General features: G+C 47.6%; 13 protein-coding genes. 10 read left to right on the forward strand and 3 right to left on the reverse strand.

The window, feature by feature from the left end:
- Nucleotides 1–63: 63 nt before the first annotated feature.
- Nucleotides 64–990 (forward strand): NADP-dependent oxidoreductase, encoded by a 927-nt coding sequence (locus KE626_RS31530; RefSeq protein WP_211977064.1) that lies wholly within the window; start codon nt 64–66, stop codon nt 988–990.
- A gap of 49 nt (nt 991–1,039) precedes the next feature.
- On the opposite strand, the gene KE626_RS31535 is transcribed toward KE626_RS31530, so the two are convergent.
- Nucleotides 1,040–1,423, reverse strand: a complete 384-nt coding sequence (locus KE626_RS31535; RefSeq protein WP_211977065.1) for a winged helix-turn-helix transcriptional regulator — start codon at nt 1,421–1,423, stop codon at nt 1,040–1,042.
- Nucleotides 1,424–1,527: 104 nt separating this feature from the next.
- Here KE626_RS31535 and KE626_RS31540 point away from each other — a divergent pair, with 104 nt between their 5' ends.
- Together KE626_RS31540 and KE626_RS31545 are read left to right on the forward strand one after the other, a co-directional pair.
- Nucleotides 1,528–2,235, forward strand: a complete 708-nt coding sequence (locus tag KE626_RS31540) for a DsbA family oxidoreductase (RefSeq protein ID WP_211977066.1) — start codon at nt 1,528–1,530, stop codon at nt 2,233–2,235.
- A gap of 38 nt (nt 2,236–2,273) precedes the next feature.
- Entirely contained in the window at nt 2,274–3,236 is a 963-nt protein-coding gene (locus KE626_RS31545) for an ion channel (protein ID WP_211977067.1), read from the forward strand.
- 270 nt (nt 3,237–3,506) lie between these two features.
- On the opposite strand, the gene KE626_RS31550 is transcribed toward KE626_RS31545, so the two are convergent.
- Nucleotides 3,507–4,955: a sodium:solute symporter gene (locus tag KE626_RS31550; protein ID WP_211977068.1), complete on the reverse strand. Its 1,449-nt coding sequence runs from the start codon at nt 4,953–4,955 to the stop codon at nt 3,507–3,509.
- Nucleotides 4,956–5,128: 173 nt separating this feature from the next.
- On the opposite strand from KE626_RS31550, the gene KE626_RS31555 reads away from it, so the two are divergent.
- The 3 genes from KE626_RS31555 (at nt 5,129) to KE626_RS31565 (ending at nt 8,186) form a co-directional block, all read left to right on the forward strand.
- Nucleotides 5,129–6,547: an MFS transporter gene (locus tag KE626_RS31555; protein WP_211977069.1), complete on the forward strand. Its 1,419-nt coding sequence runs from the start codon at nt 5,129–5,131 to the stop codon at nt 6,545–6,547.
- Nucleotides 6,548–6,549: 2 nt separating this feature from the next.
- Nucleotides 6,550–7,119, forward strand: a complete 570-nt coding sequence (locus tag KE626_RS31560; RefSeq protein WP_211977070.1) for a Crp/Fnr family transcriptional regulator — start codon at nt 6,550–6,552, stop codon at nt 7,117–7,119.
- A 134-nt stretch (nt 7,120–7,253) separates the two neighbouring features.
- The gene (locus KE626_RS31565) at nt 7,254–8,186 is read left to right on the forward strand and encodes a bifunctional helix-turn-helix transcriptional regulator/GNAT family N-acetyltransferase (protein WP_211977071.1); all 933 of its coding nucleotides are present in this window, start codon (nt 7,254–7,256) and stop codon (nt 8,184–8,186) included.
- Here the strand turns inward: KE626_RS31565 and KE626_RS31570 are convergent.
- Nucleotides 8,183–8,644, reverse strand: coding sequence for a DinB family protein (locus tag KE626_RS31570; protein ID WP_211977072.1), 462 nt, complete (start codon nt 8,642–8,644; stop codon nt 8,183–8,185). The genes KE626_RS31565 and KE626_RS31570 overlap by 4 nt on opposite strands.
- 199 nt (nt 8,645–8,843) lie before the next feature.
- On the opposite strand from KE626_RS31570, the gene KE626_RS31575 reads away from it, so the two are divergent.
- From KE626_RS31575 to KE626_RS31590, 4 genes are all read left to right on the forward strand, one after another.
- On the forward strand, nt 8,844–10,481 hold the full coding sequence (locus KE626_RS31575) for an acyl-CoA carboxylase subunit beta (RefSeq protein ID WP_211977073.1): 1,638 nt from the start codon (nt 8,844–8,846) through the stop codon (nt 10,479–10,481).
- 156 nt (nt 10,482–10,637) lie between these two features.
- Nucleotides 10,638–11,099, forward strand: a complete 462-nt coding sequence (gene rnhA / locus KE626_RS31580; protein ID WP_211977074.1) for a ribonuclease HI — start codon at nt 10,638–10,640, stop codon at nt 11,097–11,099.
- A 70-nt stretch (nt 11,100–11,169) separates the two neighbouring features.
- The gene (gene aspT / locus KE626_RS31585; RefSeq protein ID WP_211977075.1) at nt 11,170–12,885 is read left to right on the forward strand and encodes an aspartate-alanine antiporter; all 1,716 of its coding nucleotides are present in this window, start codon (nt 11,170–11,172) and stop codon (nt 12,883–12,885) included.
- Between the two features lie 457 nt (nt 12,886–13,342).
- On the forward strand, nt 13,343–16,435 hold the full coding sequence (locus KE626_RS31590) for a SusC/RagA family TonB-linked outer membrane protein (RefSeq protein WP_211977076.1): 3,093 nt from the start codon (nt 13,343–13,345) through the stop codon (nt 16,433–16,435).
- Nucleotides 16,436–16,442: the final 7 nt, after the last annotated feature.

The raw sequence follows: 16,442 nt of genomic DNA on the forward strand, positions 1-16,442 counted from the left end.
TAGCTTATATTCCCGATGGTTTATGGCTTCCTGAAATTGTTTAAATTAGCTACAAAAACATTTATGAAAAACCTCCACATACCAGCCATTTGCGTGCATGCCTACGGAGGCCCGGAGCAATTACAGCTGGAAGAGGTGCCGGTACCGGCGCCTGCTAAAGATGAGGTACTGATAAAAGTCGTCGCCAGCGGCGTGAATCCTATCGATTGGAAAGTCAGGGAAGGGTTTATGCAACATCCCCTGCCTTACATACCAGGTGTGGAAGCTGCTGGTGTTGTAACCGCCATCGGGGAAGGAGTATTCGGAAAAAAAATCGGGGATGAGGTATACGGGTCGGTCGACGGCTCCTATACATCCTATGCGGTTGTTTCAACGGAAGTACTGTTCAGGAAACCTGCGCATATTTCGTTTGAGGAGGCAGCTACTATGGCTGGCGCCAGAACGGCCTGGGGCGCATTGTTTGATGTGGCGAGGCTCACAAAAGGACAACGGATCCTGATCCACGGCGGCGCAGGAGGTGTAGGACATTTTGCCGTGCAGCTGGCCTATAACGCCGGCGCATATGTGATTGCCACGGCCAGCCCGGAAAATATTGATTTTGTAACGGCATTGGGCGCCAACGAAGTGGTGGACTATAAAGCAGCCCCTTTTGAAACGCAGGTAGATCCCGTTGATATTGTATTTGATACCGTTGGTGGCGATACCACCAACCGCTCTGTTGCAGTGCTCAAACCCGGCGGCCTGCTCCTCTGTATCGTTGAGATGCCCGATCCGGAGAAAATTGCAACAGCAGGTGTCCGCGCTTTATGGGGCGGCACCAAAACACTGGCGTCCATGAAGGAAGTGCATCAGATGCTGGAAAGGGAACTCATCAAACCATATGTGCGCAAAGTATTTCAGCCACTGTCACAGGCTGCCGCGGCACAGGAATACAGTAAAAGCGGGGGCCCCGGAAAAGGGAAAATTGTACTGAAGATCTCTGAAGAATAAATAACAAAAGGACGGAGCTAACCTCCGTCCTTTTGTTGCGGGGAACACCTTATTTTCCCAATATCTTTTTTCTATGTTGTATGCCCCATTTTTGTAAGGCCAGTATCACGCTGTCGAGCGTAGCGGCATAGGGCGTGAGCGTATATTCCACTGTTACCGGCTGGGTATCGTAAACGGTACGTTTTACCAGCTTATGGGTTTCCAGGTCTTTCAGCTCCTTCGACAATACCTTCGACGTGATTTTCGGAATGCTGCGCTCAATATCCCGGAAACGCTTATGCCCCCTGGATACCGCAATAATGATAGGGAGTTTCCATTTACCACTGATCACATCAAGGGCATCTCTTACCGGCATAATCACCTTATGGCAGTCTGTATGACTGTTTTCCGTCACCTCTTTCCCGCAGTCGACAGTTAACTCTTCTGTTTTCATCTGTATGTAGTTGGTTACCTATTGTAAAGCGCTTACTTTAAGGTAACTGGTTACTTTCTGATAGCAAATATATTAACTTTACAGCTTGAACCTAAATAAAAGATATGAAAGTAGAAATATGGTCTGATATCATGTGTCCGTTCTGCTACATTGGTAAACGGCGATTTGAGGCAGCCCTGGAACAGTTCCCGGGAAAAGACAAGATCACAGTAGAATGGAAGAGCTTTCAGCTGAACCCTTCCCTGCAATCGCAACCTGGCAAAGATGTATACGATTACCTGGCCGAAATAAAAGGACAGTCACGCGAGTGGTCCGTTGCTATACACGACCAGATGACCGGCACTGCTAAAGACGCTGGTCTTACTTATAATTTTGACAAAGCAGTCATCGCCAACTCCTTCGATGCGCACCGCCTGATCCAGCTGGCAAAGAAGCATCAACTTGGTGATGCGGCGGAAGAACGCCTTTTTTATGCTTATTTCACAGAAGGCAAAGACGTGAGCAATCATGCAACCCTGCTGGAACTGGGCATTGAAATTGGTTTGGATAAAGCAGAAATAGCAGCCGTATTGGAATCGGAAGAACTGGCAGTAGCCGTTAACAAAGATGTAAACGAAGCGCAGCAACTGGGCATCAGGGGAGTACCGTTTTTTGTACTGGATCGCAAACTCGGCGTATCCGGCGCTCAACCGGTAGACGCATTTTCCCAGGCACTGGAACAGGCTTTTACTGAATGGAAAAAAACACAGCCGCTGACAGAACTGGAAACAATATCAGGCCCGGTTTGTACACCGGATGGCGCGTGTAATTAAATTTTTCTCTCTTACCTTTACGCCACAAATATCCATTTATGGCGCTTCTGAAGAGAATCAACCCTTTTTCCAGACCAAACAACGACACCGGCTTTGGCACGAATGCCAATGGCTATGGTGGCCGCTTTATTAACCGTGACGGAAGCTATAATATACGTCGGGAAGGACGTTCCTTTATGCACCGTTTTAATATTTATCATGCCCTGTTGAACGTGCCCGCCTGGCAGTTTGCGGTGGTCATCCTGCTTTTTTATTTTTCTATCAACTTGTTGTACTCGGGTATTTACTGGTGGTTGGGCGCGGATCAGTTCCAGGGTATCATTGGTAAAACTGCCTGGGAGCGGTTCAAAGAAATCTATTTCTTTAGCACGGAAACCTTTACTACTGTAGGATACGGGCGGGTAAACCCGGTTGGCGACGGTGTTAACGTGGTAGCCGCGGTGGAAGCGATGACAGGTTTTCTTTCCTTTGCGGTTGCCACAGGTCTTATCTACGGCCGGTTTTCCAAACCACGGGCACACCTGCTGTTCAGCGATGATGCACTTGTTGCACCCTACCAGGATAAGTCAGCGCTGATGTTCCGCTTTGCCTCGTACAAAGAAAATCAAACCCTTAACAATGTGGAAGTGCAGGTAACACTGGGCCTTCAGGTACAGGAAAATGGCAATGCCGTCTATAAATTTTATACCCTGCCACTCGAAAGGAAAATGGTGGACAGCCTGGCAATGAACTGGACAGTAGTACATCCTATTGATGAAGACAGCCCCCTGCTCGGGTTTACGGCGCAGGATATGGAAACTGCCGATGTGGAATTGTATGTAACTGTAAGAGGATTTAATGATGTATATGCCAATACGGTGATCCAGCGAACATCTTATACCTACCAGGAAATTTTATTCAACCGGAAATTTGTACCCATGTATCGTGAAAGCGATAACGGGAAAACAACAGTGCTGGAGCTGCATCACCTAAGTAAAACAAAGGAAGCAGAATTGCGGTAAGCAGAAGGCAGAAAGCAAAAAGCAAAAAGCTATTGGGGCGATTGAATAAAGCGGAGGGGAACGCCTTCGGCGTTTGTCTTTGGGCAGGATTAGTATGATTATAATGATTATGCTGATTTTAGCTTTATCTGATCTATGTCTTTATCCTGTTGGTAAACACATTTGAAGAAGAAGTAAGCTTCTTTCAAAAAAAGAAATAAAATCAGTACAATCATTATAATCATACTAATCCTGCCCAAAGACAAACGCCGAAGGCGTTCCCCTCCGCTTTTAAGCCTTCTGCTTATCGGAAATCAGTAATAAACCAATAAAGGTGAACAGGCCGTTAATGATCAGCAATTCCAAACCTATCTGGAAGCTGCCGAAAAGGGATTTTTGATAAATATCCACCACCAGGCAAAGCAATGGAGCTGCCACACAAACCACCGGCACCAGCGCATCCTTTACCTTTCGTTTTGTTAAAATACCAAAGGCAAATAACCCCAGCAAAGGACCATACGTATAGGTGGCTATCTTCAGGATAACACCTATCATACTCGGGTTATTCACCCACTCAAAAACCATTACAAACAGCAGGAATATAAATGCCATCAGGAGATGTATACGCTGACGATATTTCTTTTTCTGCACTTCTGTCCAGTCGGTTCTCTTTTGCATATCAAGGATATCAATGCAGAGGGAAGAGGTGAGCGCGGTCATAGCCCCATCGGCACTGGGGAACAATGCAGAGATCAACGCAATGATAAAGATCACGGAAATCACCGGCGGCATATGTTTCAGTGCCAGTTCGGGGAACAGTTTGTCGCCGGTAGCCGTCACCTGCTGTTGCGCGCCATATAAGTGAAGCAGGCCTCCCAGGAAGAGGAAAAATCCAATTACAATCACCATAATAAAGGCCAGCGTAACCATATTCTTTTTGGAATCCTTTAAAGTTTTTACAGAGATATTTTTCTGCATCATCTCCTGATCCAGGCCGGTCATGGTGATGGTGATGAAGGCCCCCGCGAAGATCTGTTTTAAAAAGAATAGTTTGTCGTTCGGGTCTGTATTAAAAATAGTGGTAAGTCCCCGTTCGTGCATCGCCGTAAAACTTTCGCCAAGGGTCAGGTGCATGGTATGCAATATAAATCCAACACAGATCACCAGTCCTGCCAGCATACAGCTTGTTTGCAAAGTATCGGTATACACAATGGTTTTAACGCCGCCCTCATAAGTATACAGCAATATCATAAAAAGAATAATGAGGGTGGTAAGCCAGAAAGGTACCCCGAAACTGGAGAGGATAGCATCCTGTAATATTCTTACCACCAGGTATAACCTGGCGGTGGCGCCAAGTGTGCGGGAAAGAATAAAGAACGAGGCGCCTGTTTTATAAGAACTTTTTCCAAAGCGGCTGTCGAGATAATTATAGATAGAAGTAAGGTGAAGCCGGTAATACAGTGGTATCAGCACATAAGCGATGGTGATATACCCGATAAAATAACCCAGGGTGATCTGCATGTAAGAGAAGGCATCCTTTCCTACGGCGCCGGGAACGCTTACAAATGTAACGCCGCTGAGGGAAGTGCCTATCATACCAAAGGCCACCAGCATCCAGTTACTGTTACGATTGCCAATAAAAAAAGAGTCATTGTTGGAATTACGACCCGTATACCATGCTACTACCAATAATATGATAAAGTAGGCAACAACGAAGGAGAATAATAAACCTGACGACATAAATCAAATTTGATCAATATACTACTTTACATTTAAGGAGCAAAGCAGCAAAGAGGCAAAGATAACGATCTTCCGGTCTTTGCGGCGATGGGAAATAACGGCTTCATTTATTGACGTGGATCAATTTTTACGGAACATGTTAACATGATCTTTGCGCCATCAAAATAAATGATATGTCTGTTTTAACAATGAAAGCTCCGCCGGCGGCGGAACCGCCGCAACGGCGAACCTGGGCTGTAAAGGCTGCAGTGATCGGCATCTCCCTGATCCTTTTTATGGTAAACCTGGATACAAGTATTGTAATAGTAGGATTGCCGGTACTGATGAAAGCCCTGCAGGCTTCTTTTGCTGCAGCCCAGTGGGTGGTATTGAGTTATATGCTATTGCTCACGGCACTGATTGCAGGCGCCGGCCGGCTGGGGGATATCTTTGGAAAAAAGAAATTATACCTCCTGGGCATCGCCCTGTTTACGCTGGCATCCCTGGGTTGCGGCATCGCGCCAGGTATTGGCACACTGATCGCATGCCGTGCCCTGCAAGGGATAGGCGCCGCCTTTTGTTTATCGCTCAGCTTCGCCCTGGCGGGCGACCTGGTGCCCAAAGCCCATCTGGGCCGCACCATGGGCTGGCTTACGATGATGGTGCCTTTGGGTATTGCTTCGGGGCCTACCTGTGGCGGCATCCTGGTATCTACACTCGGGTGGCAGTCGATGTTCCTGGTGAATATTCCCATTGGGATACTGGCCTATGGCCTGGTGCGCAAATATGTACCGGTAACAGCCAAAGGAAACCCGCAGCAAACCGACTGGACGGGTATGATCCTGCTCGCCGCAGTATTGGTTTGCTACTGCTTAGGCATGACCTTTATGGAGGATCAGGGGCTGTGGAGCCAGCCGGTGTTGCTGCTGCTGGCCGGTTTTACCGGTGGACTGGTACTGTTTGTCCGTTATGAAAAACGGGTGAAGCAACCGTTCCTGGATATGCGGTTGTTCCGCAATCCGTTGCTGAGTGCCAGTTTGATCGCTGCTTTGCTGGTATACACCGTAATCATGGCCACCGTAGTATTATTGCCTTTTTATCTCACCAACGAAGGGCACTATACGCCGCTGGAAACGGGGTTGCTGATGTCTTTTGGTCCGTTGGTAACCGCCGTGCTCAGCGTATTTGCCGGCAAGGCAGCGGATCGCTTTCATGCACGTAAAGTGATGCTGGCCGGCGTACTGGTGATGGTGGCCGGCTGTGTGGCTATGAGTACGCTGTCGCCGGACCAGGGGATCATCGGTTTCTTATGGCGTATTGGTTTGATCCAGGTGGGACTAACCTTCTTTCAAACACCCAACAATACCGCTGTGATGGAGCTGGCCGCACCGGAACAACGCGGCCTGATGAGTGGATTACTATCTTTGTCACGCACCACCGGTCATATAACGGGAACGGCTGTACTGGGAGCCATATTCGCATTACTCATCAGACAGGACTCCGTTACACATGCTATATCTGTGATATTCCTGGTGGCCACCATCCTGACAGGAGTAGCCGCATTATTAATATATTTGGTGCTGAAACAGCAGGGACGCCGAAATAACGCATAAGCATGTACGATCAGCTAACTACTTTTATTCTCAGCAAAATAAATGTAACGGATGCGCAACTGAGCGCGATACTATCTCATTTCAAATCCTTGAAAACCACGCGCCACCAGCTGTTACTGACGGAAGGAGAGCTGTCTAAGAATATCTTCTTTGTGAGCAGCGGATGTGTAAGGGTTTATTTTATAGATGAAAACGGACAGGAAGCTACCCGGTACCTGGCTTTTGAGAATAATTTTGTGAGTGGACTTATGAGTTTTATTTCCCAGCGCCCCTCTCATGAATTTATCCAGGCGGTAATGCCCTCCCAGTTGCTCGCTATTTCCCGCAACGATTTCTATTACCTGCTGGATACCATCCCGGCCTGGGAAAAGTTTTACCGGCACTACCTGGAAAACGCCTACGTAGTCAATACCAGCCGGTTGATGAGCTTTATCACCCAAACCGCGGGAGAAAGATACCGGCAACTGCTCCTCGAAGCGCCGCATATCGTACAACGGCTTCCGAATAAACTGGTGGCTTCCTATCTTAATATTTCCCAGGAAACACTGAGCCGCCTCAAATCAAAACGGTAACAATCCCCGCAAAATCCGGCAGATTGCCGGCCTGACAGGCGTAAAACAGCTGTAAATAAATGCTTGACTTTGGCAAATAATAAATTTGCTTTTGTCAAGTATTTATTTATTTTTGTACTGAAAAACAGTCACCTATGTCCAATGAATCCCAGGTAGTCAGTGATATCCGTAGTTTTAACCGCTTTTATACGGGGATGATTGGTTTACTAAACCAGCATATCCTCGATAGTAATTTGTCGCTCTCGGAAGTGAGGGTGTTATATGAAATCGGGCAGCTGGGAAAATGTACCGCCGGACAGCTCATCAGTATCCTGAAGATCGATGGCGGCTATCTCAGCCGCATGTTAAAGAAATTTGAGAAAAACGGCTGGCTGACCAGGCAACAGTCTACCGCCGACGGACGTACGTTTTTTTTACACCTCAGCGCCTCCGGGAAAAAAATGCTCGCAGGACTGGAAGAAAAATCCACCGGGGAAATACGGACCCTAACGGCTCCCTTGTCGGAGAAACAGCAGCTGCAGGTAGCGGGCGCCATGAAAACCATACAACAGGTATTATCAGCAGGAGAGGGAGCGCCGGTTTCGGATATTCATATCCGTTATAACCTGCTTCCGGGAGATGTAGGCTATCTTATTTATTTACATGGACAGTTGTATGCCCGCGAATCGGGTTACAACCTTGAATTTGAAGCTTATGTATGTAAAACGTTCTATGAATTTCTGCCCACCTATAATCCCGCCAAGGATCGTATGTTCCTGGCCATAGCCGACAACCAGATAGTGGGTTCCGTAGCCATTCTCGGCTCTTCCCGGCACCTGGCCCAGCTTCGCTGGTTCCTGATACATCCGGATTACCGGGGCAGGGGGCTGGGGAAAAAATTACTGGAAGAAGCGCTCCTCTTTTGCAGGGAGAAAGACTACCAGAAAGTATACCTGATGACGACCAGTATGCAGGAAACAGCTATCGCCCTTTATAAGAAAGCAGGTTTCCGTAAAACGGGAGAGAAACACCTGCAGCTCTGGGGACAACAGCTGTACGAGCAACGTTATGATATGGACCTGTTCTAGGCGTATTTATGCAGTAATACAATCTGCCCCAGGTGGTAGGCGTCGTGCTCTGCAAGCCCCTGCAGGTAATAAATAGCTTTGTGTTCAGTGCCCGGAAAAGCATCAAATAATTCCTTCTCCGGAAATTTGCGGATCGACTCCGCCATTTGCGCAAAAGAATGCAATAACCGGTGCCTGGTGGCCTGCCAGTTTTCTTCCCCGTGGTTTTCAGGCATGTAAAAGTCCGGTAAGTCCCCGTCCTGTTCCGGCGCCTCATTATGCATAAATCGTTGTGCACGTTGATGCCAGAATATAACGTGGTTCACAATTTCCCAGATGTTGTTGGACTCCCCAAATGCCTTCGTGGCCTGCTTTGCATCTATGCGGGAAAGATGTTCCATAAAGGTGACGTCTATCCACGGCTGGCCATTATAAAGGTTCTCCAATGACGTAGCTAAGTGTTCCGTTAATAATGACATACAAGATGATTTTTATTTTTTAAAAGATATCCGTATCTCTTTTAAATAGGTATTTACATAACCGGCACGCATCTGTATAAATAAGAAGTATAACCCCGTTAATCATAATAATCGTCTAATAGTGGGGAACCACGAAGCCCGGTAGCCGTAATTTACTGAATTCTTTCCCTTATTTTTAAAGAATATAAAAACCATCGTTATGGATCAGCAGCAACTGGAAAACAACAAGAATGAAGATGCTATGCGGATGGCAATCAGCACCATGAAACAACGTCTGGGATTGATAGAACAGGGCGGGGGAAAGAAAAGCCTGGAGAAAGTGCGGCAACGTGGCAAGCTAACTGCCAGGGAGCGCATTCAGTACCTGGTAGACAAAGATTCGACCTTTACAGAAATAGGCGCCTTTGCTGCCTACGACATGTATGAGGAATATGGTGGCTGCCCGGCCGCAGGTACGGTAGGCGGCATCGGTTATGTAAGTGGCCGGCAGTGTATGATCGTGGCCAATGATATGACGGTAAAGGCAGGGGCCTGGTTTCCGATGACCGGCAAAAAGAACCTCCGTTTACAGGAAATCGCCATGGAAAACCGGCTCCCGGTTATTTACCTGGTAGATAGCGCCGGTGTATTTCTTCCTATGCAGGACGAAATATTTCCCGATAAAGAACACTTTGGACGCATCTTCCGCAACAACGCCCGGATGAGCGCCATGGGCATTACACAAATTGCGGCAGTAATGGGTAGCTGTGTGGCCGGTGGTGCTTACCTGCCTATCATGAGCGATGAAGTACTGATGGTGGAAGGTAACGGCTCCATTTTCCTGGCAGGCCCTTACCTGGTGAAAGCAGCCATCGGGGAAGACGTAGATGCGGAAACGTTAGGAGGCGCAGTCACCCATACAGAGATCTCCGGAATCGCAGACTACAAATTTAAAACAGATGAGGAATGCCTCGACCAGGTGAAACGGATAGTGAGTAAGCTGGGACACCAGCCCCTCGCCGGTTTTGACCGCATAACGCCGGCAGCGCCGCTGAAATCAGGTGAAGAACTCGACAGCGTATTGCCCGCCGATAGCTCCCGGCCCTATGATATGCTGGAAATTATTGAACGCCTGGTAGACGGATCCGCTTTTGACCAGTATAAACAAGACTATGGTAAAACCATTCTATGTGGTTATGCCCGCATAGACGGATGGGCAGTAGGTATTGTAGCTAACCAGCGGAAAATAGTTAAAAGCCGCAAAGGCGAAATGCAGATGGGCGGTGTTATCTATAACGACAGCGCCGATAAGGCGGCACGTTTTATCATGAACTGTAACCAGAAAAAAATACCACTGGTATTTTTACAGGATGTTACGGGTTTTATGGTAGGCAGCAGAAGCGAACATGCCGGTATCATTAAAGATGGCGCCAAGCTGGTAAATGCAGTGGCCAACTCGGTAGTGCCCAAAATCACCATCATCGTTGGTAACTCCTATGGCGCCGGCAATTATGCTATGTGTGGTAAAGCCTATGATCCGCGTTTTATTTACGCATGGCCTTCCGCTAAAATCGCAGTAATGGGAGGCGATCAGGCCGCGAAAACATTGCTGCAGATCCAGGTGGCATCACTCAAAGCAAAAGGACAGGTGATCACACCGGAGGAAGAAGCCCGCTTGCTGAAAGAAATCACAGATAAATATTACGCGCAAACAACGCCCTATTATGCAGCGTCCCGTCTTTGGGTCGATGATATCATCGATCCTGCCGATACCCGCCTCCGCATCGCGGAAGGAATAAAAGCAGCCAATAATGCACCTGTTGAACAGGTATTTAGTGTAGGGGTAGTGCAAGTGTAGCTTTTAGCTTTTAGCCATTAGCTTTTAGCAAGCGGAGCACCGATAGTTGAAAGCTAATGGCTAATAGCGGCGTTACCTTCGCGCTGTTTAAAAGCTAAAAGCTAACTGCTAAAAGCTGTTGTTATTCCTTATCTTCGCGCTGCTTTAAAATTGAACATGGCTGAACTGGTAGTATATACTGATGGTGCATCCCGCGGCAATCCAGGCCCGGGAGGATATGGCGTAGTCCTCATCTGGGGAAATATCCGGAAGGAAATGTCGCAAGGGTATCGTAAAACCACCAATAACAGGATGGAGCTCCTGGCGGTGATCGTAGCACTGGAAGCCCTGAAAAAAGATGGGGTGCCCGTCACCATTTTTACAGATAGCAAATATGTGGTAGACAGTATCGAGAAAGGATGGTTATGGGGTTGGGTAAAAGTGAATTTCAAAGACAAAAAAAATAAAGATCTCTGGTTGCGTTTTATTCCCCTTTATAAGAAGCACCGTATAAAAATGCAGTGGGTGAAAGGTCATGCCAGTAATCCATTTAATAACCGCTGCGATGAATTGGCTACACAGGCGGCCGACAGCGGAGACTGGCTCGTTGATGAAGGTTTTGAAAGCGGCCTGATGTAGAATAACCTGTTTTCTTCCGAACCAACAGGAATGCATAATTGTAATATAAGCGCAATCTCAACTTCCGCTTATGCTATCCTGGTTGATTGAAACGTTACAAAAGTATCCTGAAATAGCCGTGATGTTAACCCTGTTAGTAGGTTACCTCATCGGCAAAGCCCATATAAAAGGTTTTACGCTGGGTACCGTTACCGGTGTATTGCTGGTAGGTATCGCCATTGGTAGCTTCCATATCGCTATTCCTTCGGAAACCAAATCAATTTTTTTCCTGTTCTTCCTGTTTTGTACCGGCTATGGTATCGGTCCGCAATTTTTCCAGGGACTAAAAAAAGACGGGTTACCCATTGCATTATTTTCTTTTATTGTTTGCTGCAGCAGTTTATTGTTCTGTTGGGGACTGGCTTCTTTATTACGCTTCGAAACAGGTACCACCGCGGGTTTGATGTCCGGCGCCAATACCTGTTCTGCTATTATCGGCGTGGCCTCTAATACTATTAATGAACTTGATCTGAACGACGATGATAAGGCCACGCTCATCAACCAGATTCCCGTGGCCTATGCAGTAACCTATATTTTCGGTACCGCCGGTACCAGCTGGTTCCTGTCTGTAGTAGGGCCCTGGTTTATGTCGGGCAGCAGGGCGAAGCTGATAGCCGAAACAAAGGAAATGGAAGGCAGAATATCAGATGCCGCTACAGAAGGAGAGGAAAATATTACCACTGCATATGACCATGTCGCCTTCCGCGCATATCTTGTGAACGGTGAACTGGCAGGAGATGGTAAAACAGTGAGAGAGATTGAAAACACGTTACACGATAAAAAGAGGTTGCTCTATATCCACCGCGTAAGAAGAAACGGAAAAATGGTGGAAACCAGCCCTGATTTTGTTATTAAACCGGGAGATATTGTGGCGATAGGAGGCCAGCGCTCTGCGGCCATTGCGTCGGAGGCTTTATTGGGCAAAGAGGTAGCCGATGCGGAACTGCTAACCTTCCCGGTGCAGTCGGTGAGCGTGATCATTACCAACAAAGCCGCCTGTAATAAACCCCTCGGAGCCCTCGGTTTGCATGCGAAGTTTCATGGTATCAGCATCCGGAAAATTACCCGCAGTGGTATTGAAATGCCACTCAGGAGCGCTACTGTTATACAGAAAGGAGATGTTGCAGAAATGGTAGGTATCCAGGAGGAGTTGGATAAAGCAGTGGCCGTTTTGGGATATAAGGAAAAAGGCGGCGTGGAAACCGATATCGTTTACCTCGCCGGGGGTATTGTAGCAGGAACATTGTTTGGCAGTCTTAGTGTGCGCCTCGGCAATGTACCCGTGGAACTCAGCACCAGCGGCGGCGCACTGATCGCCGGTCTTGTATTTGGCTGGATGCGCGGAATGCACCCCCGCTTCGGTTATATTCCGGCTGCTTCACAATGGGTGCTGACAAAACTGGGCTTACACGTATTTATTGCTATCGTTGGATTAAGCGCCAGTGAAGGTTTTTTAAAAGGGCTAAAGGAAGAAGGAGTGACGCTATTCCTGGCAGGTGTGGTATTAAGCCTGCTGCCGATGATACTGGCGCTGTTCCTGTCGAAATACGTATTTAAATTTCATCCGGCAATAGGTTTGGGGGCCTGCGCAGGCGCGCACGATGAGTCTGCCCCGCTGCTCGCAGTGCAGGATGCGCTGAACAGCAAAGTACCTGCATTAGGATATACAGTCGCCTACGCCGTAGCCAATATCACCCTCACCACTTCAGGTGTTATTATTGTACTGTTAATGCACAAAGGAGGGTAAAATTATCCGTTCATCACATTTTATTTCGCTGAAACCCGCTCGCATACAGGAAACCTATTTTTATGCCCGGTTGGATCTGCAACTTTTTTAACATTTCTTTTGTTTTGTTCTCGTAAAGCATATAGCTTTGCGTCCCATTAGTCTATAGGAGTTATAGGATAATAAGATCGGAAAAATAAAAAGAAAGCTTATGAGAAGGAATACCCAACCATATTTTGTACGCAACCATTGTTGTTGCGATTATTAAACCAATCATCATTAAACCAATAGCATCGAAGAATTTGTCTGCTTAACCACATCGCTGTGACAGCAGGTTACAACAATCATTAACTGTTCCCGAAACGCCGCCTGTTCCCGGCATATAACATCAATGAAAAAAACTGCCAGGCCTGTTTAACAACAGGTATGACTGCTTATTGCCATGAAAAACCAAACTGCTCACTTCAACATTTTATCTATGTTACAACGACTACTGCTAGTACTATTGCTATTCGGCCCGATAGCCGTATTTGCCCAAACAAGGACTGTCACCGGACGTGTTGTTTCCGCAAAGGATAACATACCATTGCCGGGAGCTTCGGTATTGATAAAAGGAACCAGTACCGGTGCTGTTAGCGATCCTGACGGAAATTTCAAATTGCAGGTGAACGACCCTGCAGCCACTACTTTAATTGTACGCTTTATCGGCATGGAACAACAGGAAGTGCCGATCAGCAACAGCCCTCTTAATGTTGCACTCCGCTCGTCCGGAAAAGATTTAGGTGAAGTGGAAATTGTGGTGGCATACGGTGTGGCAAAAAAGAGTTCTTATACCGGTTCGGTATCGCAGATTAAAGGCGATGAACTGGTAAACAGACAGGTATCCAGTGTATCCAAAGCATTACAGGGACTTGCAGCAGGTGTGCAAAGTACTGCTACCAGCGGGCAGCCCGGTTCTGATGCAACCATCCGCATCCGCGGGGTAGGGTCTATCAATGCTTCTGCGGATCCGTTGTACGTATTGGACGGGGTACCTTACGGCGGTAGTCTGAATGCTATCAACCCATCTGACATCGAATCTATCAGCGTATTAAAAGATGCGGCATCCAGCGCACTATACGGCTCCCGTGGCGCCAATGGCGTTATCATCATCACCACCAAAAAAGGCCGTAAGCTGGGAACCACCATCGATGCGCGTGTTAGCCAGGGCTTCTCCAAAAGGGCCGTAAAAGATTATGAGAAAGTAAGCACCGGTCAATATTTCGAAATGTACTGGGAAGCCCTCCGTAATGCCGGTTTAACAAACGGACTATCGCCCGCTACAGCCGCCACGCAGGCGAGCAGCAATTTGGTCAGAAGAGTCGGTATTAACCCTTATGGCGCTGCATTTCCGCAACCGGTAGGCACCGACGGCAAACTGGTGGCAGGCGCTAAAACATTGTGGAATGACGATTGGAACGACGCCATGCAACGCACCGGTCAACGCACACAGGCGGACCTGAGCATCAGCGGCGCTACTGAAAAAAGCAGGTATTATATTTCCGGTGGTTATCTTAACGACCAGGGTATTTATCTCGGCTCCGGTTTCAAACGCTATAATGTACGCAGCAATGTAGAGATCGATGCAAAGAAATGGCTGAAGATCGGGTTAAACCTCGGCGGCGCACATTCTGATCAACAGGCGCCTCCGTCTGAAGACAGCCGCTCCGACAACTACGTGAACTACGGTCGCCTCATGTCCAGCTTCTATCCGATTTATCAGCGCGACAGAACCACAGGCGCCTATCTGCTGGATGCCAACGGGAACAAAATGTTTGACTACGGCAGTTACCGCCCCAGCGCCGCCAATACAAACAGTAACCTGGTGGGTACATCTGCTATCGACAAACATAACCTGTCCAGGGATGACATTTCTGCACGTATTTATGGTGAAGCAAACCTCTGGAAAGGACTGAAGTTTAAAACCAGCTATAACGCGGATTATACCGCCAGAAACCAGCATGAATATACCAACCCCGTTTATGGTTTTGATGCAGAAGTGGGAGGAACCGTGGAGAAGATTTCTACCCGTACCTTCAGCTGGACTTTCAATAACATCCTGACCTACGAACAAACCTTTAACGAAAAACATCACCTGAACCTGCTGGCAGGACAGGAAACCTATAAGTTCACCAACACGTTCATGGATGGTCAGCGCTCAGGGTTCTCCCTGCTGGGCCTCGATGAATTATCGGATGCTTCATTGATCAAAGACCTGCAGGGCTATACAGATACGTATAACCTTTACAGTTACCTGGGCCGTGCAGAATATGATTACCTGGGGAAATACTTCCTGTCGGCATCAGTGCGTTCAGACCGGTCGTCCCGCTTTGCGCCGGATCATGCCTGGGGCACTTTCTGGTCCATCGGCGGATCCTGGAAGGCCACAGAGGAAGACTTCCTGAAAGGCAGCAGCTGGCTGAACCTGTTGACTCTCCGCGCCAGCTACGGCGCACAGGGAAATGATAACCTTGGAGAGGATTCCTATTATAACTATTACCCGCTGCTGAATGTAAACAGTAACCTGGGTGAAGGAGGAACCTACCGCAGGTTTTTATATAACAAACTATTGAAGTGGGAAACCAATCTGAATCTGAATATTGGCGTCGATTATTCGATGTTCAACAACCGTTTCGGTGGTACTATTGAGTTCTTCCAGCGCAAATCAAAAGACCTGCTCTATTCCAAACCGTTGCCACCATCCCTGGGTTATTCTGCGATAGACCAGAACGTAGGCGCACTGAAAAATACAGGCGTTGACGTTACCCTGCATGGCGTACCGGTGAAAACGAAAGACTTTAGCTGGGTGGTAGATCTCAATATGACCCACTATAAAAATAAGATTACCGAATTACCGCAAAAAGAAATCATCAGCGGCACCAAGAAGCTGATGGTAGGAAGATCCATCTATGACTTCTGGATCCGCGAGTGGGCAGGGATAGATGAAAAAACCGGGTTGCCGTTATGGTATATTAACAATGCCGATGGCACCAAAGGTACTACCAGCAACTACAGCGCCGCTTCACAATATTACAATAGCTCCTCTTTGCCGGATCTGTACGGCGGACTTACCAATACCTTCAATTACAAAGGATTTTCGCTGTCGTTCCTGATTGCGTATAGTCTTGGGGGTAAAGTGCTGGATCAGGACTACCTGTTCCTGCTGGGTACCGGTACCTCCGCAGGACGGCCTTTTGCAACGGAAATGCAGCACCACTGGACACCGGAGAATACAAAAACAGATGTACCTAAGCTGACTACCATCCAAACCAACTGGACACAAACGTCAAGCCGCTTTTTGTATGATGCCAGCTATGCCCGTTTAAAAACGGTGAACCTGAGTTACAATCTTCCAAAATCACTGATGGAACGCGCGCATCTTAACAATGTGCAGGTCTATCTGCAGGGAGAAAACCTTTTCACCCTCTATAAGCATAAGGGATTGGACCCTGAACAATCAGTCGGTGGTACTACCTATTATCGTTACCCGGCCATCAAATCTTTATCTGCCGGTATTAACCTGAGCTTCTAAAAATTAC

This window comes from Chitinophaga hostae (genome assembly GCF_018224885.1).
GTDB lineage: Bacteria > Bacteroidota > Bacteroidia > Chitinophagales > Chitinophagaceae > Chitinophaga > Chitinophaga hostae.

Bases quoted from the DNA above. Each gene is read 5' to 3' on its own strand.
- KE626_RS31540 (WP_211977066.1), top strand. From the start codon at position 1,528: ATGAAAGTAGAAATATGGTCTGATATCATGTGTCCGTTCTGCTACATT.
- KE626_RS31545 (WP_211977067.1), top strand. From the start codon at position 2,274: ATGGCGCTTCTGAAGAGAATCAACCCTTTTTCCAGACCAAACAACGAC.
- KE626_RS31565 (WP_211977071.1), top strand. From the start codon at position 7,254: ATGTCCAATGAATCCCAGGTAGTCAGTGATATCCGTAGTTTTAACCGC.
- KE626_RS31570 (WP_211977072.1), bottom strand. From the start codon at position 8,644: ATGTCATTATTAACGGAACACTTAGCTACGTCATTGGAGAACCTTTAT.
- KE626_RS31550 (WP_211977068.1), bottom strand. From the start codon at position 4,955: ATGTCGTCAGGTTTATTATTCTCCTTCGTTGTTGCCTACTTTATCATA.
- KE626_RS31560 (WP_211977070.1), top strand. From the start codon at position 6,550: ATGTACGATCAGCTAACTACTTTTATTCTCAGCAAAATAAATGTAACG.
- KE626_RS31530 (WP_211977064.1), top strand. From the start codon at position 64: ATGAAAAACCTCCACATACCAGCCATTTGCGTGCATGCCTACGGAGGC.
- aspT (WP_211977075.1), top strand. From the start codon at position 11,170: ATGCTATCCTGGTTGATTGAAACGTTACAAAAGTATCCTGAAATAGCC.
- KE626_RS31555 (WP_211977069.1), top strand. From the start codon at position 5,129: ATGTCTGTTTTAACAATGAAAGCTCCGCCGGCGGCGGAACCGCCGCAA.
- KE626_RS31535 (WP_211977065.1), bottom strand. From the start codon at position 1,423: ATGAAAACAGAAGAGTTAACTGTCGACTGCGGGAAAGAGGTGACGGAA.
- KE626_RS31575 (WP_211977073.1), top strand. From the start codon at position 8,844: ATGGATCAGCAGCAACTGGAAAACAACAAGAATGAAGATGCTATGCGG.
- KE626_RS31590 (WP_211977076.1), top strand. From the start codon at position 13,343: ATGTTACAACGACTACTGCTAGTACTATTGCTATTCGGCCCGATAGCC.
- rnhA (WP_211977074.1), top strand. From the start codon at position 10,638: ATGGCTGAACTGGTAGTATATACTGATGGTGCATCCCGCGGCAATCCA.